The organism is Novosphingobium guangzhouense, assembly GCF_002896965.1.
Taxonomy (GTDB): domain Bacteria; phylum Pseudomonadota; class Alphaproteobacteria; order Sphingomonadales; family Sphingomonadaceae; genus Novosphingobium; species Novosphingobium guangzhouense.
In genome coordinates this window covers 1-1,395 of the sequence record NZ_LYMM01000115.1, presented here as the reverse complement: position 1 = coordinate 1,395, position 1,395 = coordinate 1, and the positions used below count along the sequence as shown (strand labels likewise).

General features: G+C 61.7%; 3 protein-coding genes. All 3 read right to left on the bottom strand.

Going from position 1 to position 1,395, the window contains the following annotated elements:
- On the bottom strand, positions 1 to 219 hold a 219-nt coding region (locus tag A8V01_RS29065; RefSeq protein WP_211295240.1), incomplete at its 3' end, for a hypothetical protein.
- Complete coding sequence (gene istB, locus A8V01_RS27995) at positions 191 to 1,033, bottom strand: IS21-like element helper ATPase IstB (RefSeq protein WP_211295239.1); 843 nt, start codon at positions 1,031 to 1,033, stop codon at positions 191 to 193. The genes A8V01_RS29065 and istB, both read right to left, overlap by 29 nt.
- Positions 1,033 to 1,395 (bottom strand): Mu transposase domain-containing protein (locus tag A8V01_RS27990; protein ID WP_425437373.1); only part of this gene is annotated, 363 nt, incomplete at its 5' end. The genes istB and A8V01_RS27990, both read right to left, overlap by 1 nt.

Here is a 1,395-nt window from a genome sequence, read left to right as displayed (position 1 = left end):
AAGCTGGACACCTCGAAGAACCGTCTGATTTCGGCATGATGGCGACGTGAAGGCGCGCAAATTGACGGTGAGCCCCGGTTTTTGGGTGCTGATCCGCTGATTTCCGTGTCGGAACCGGCTGCAGGTGTAAATGCTGATCGAATATTCCCCAGAAGTGCTGGTGCAAAAATCCCCAGCGCGGATTTGGTGATCAGCCATTGAGATGATCGACAGCTCCATTTTTTGGCGGCCTGCCACGGCGCTTCGGGGCGGGCGGCGGGGTGAGATTGGCGTGGGCACGTGTATGCTCGGGGATCAGATCGGCATGTTGCCGCAATCGGTAGCTTGCGCCTTCGATCTGAACGACGACGGCATGGTGAAGCAGTCGGTCCAATAGCGCGGTGGCCACGACAGGATCACCGAAGATTTCGCCCCACTCGGCAAATCCGCGGTTGGAGGTCAGGATCATCGCTCCCTTTTCGTAGCGGGCGTTGACGAGTTGGAAGAAGAGGTTGGCCCCGCCCGGGGTGATGGGGAGGTAGCCGATTTCGTCGACGATCAGCAGCGACGCGCGGGTGTAGAAGCGGATTTTCTCGACCAGGCGGCCTTCTCGCTCTGCCTTGGTGAGCGCTTCGATCAGCTCGGCCAGCGAGCAGCGATAAACGCTGCGCCCAGCTTTGACTGCGGCCACTCCGATGGCGGTGGCCAGATGGGATTTGCCGGTACCGGGTGGACCGAGAAAATGGAGAACTTCCGCCCGGTTGATGAACTCGAGTTGGGCAAGCGCGGTGATACGATGCCGGTCCAATGAAGGCTGGAAGGAGAAGTCGAAGCTTTCGAGCGTCTTGACCGGCATGAGGCGAGCGGTGCGCAATGCCACGCCGATACGCCGCCCCTCCCGCAGGTTCAGTTCCTCGGCGAGAAGGTCGTCGATAGCCTCGATCGCGCTGATTTCACCCTTTTCCAGCCTGGCCAGCGTGTGATCGAGCGTTTCCAGGGCGCGGGCCATGTGGAGAGCCAGCAGGCTCTGCCGGATGCGGTCGGAGACAGACATCACGAAGCACCTGTGGCATTGAGAGCAGCCAGACGGTCCCCTACGGCGCCGTAAAAGGTCAATGGTCGCTGGCCGACCGGCTTGTCCGAGGTTGCGGGCAGGAGTTGTGCGACTTTCGCCGCCTGTGCCTTGCGATGCCCGGGCTCGACCCGCCGGCGGTTTTTGCCCTCGATCACGGGATGCTGGGCGATCAAATGCCCTTCCTCGAAGATCCGCACCTCATGCGTGTGATGCTGGACTTCGACCACGCGGCGGCGTGTGGTGTCGGGCACGCTGTAATAATTGCCGGCCACCGCGACCATGCCTTCACGGCTGATCCGCCGTTCGACCGTCAGGACCGTGTCGTAGCGCATGCCGGGCAG

Coding starts and splice junctions, on each gene's coding strand:
- istB (WP_211295239.1), bottom strand. CDS start 1,033: ATGTCTGTCTCCGACCGCATCCGGCAGAGCCTGCTGGCTCTCCACATG.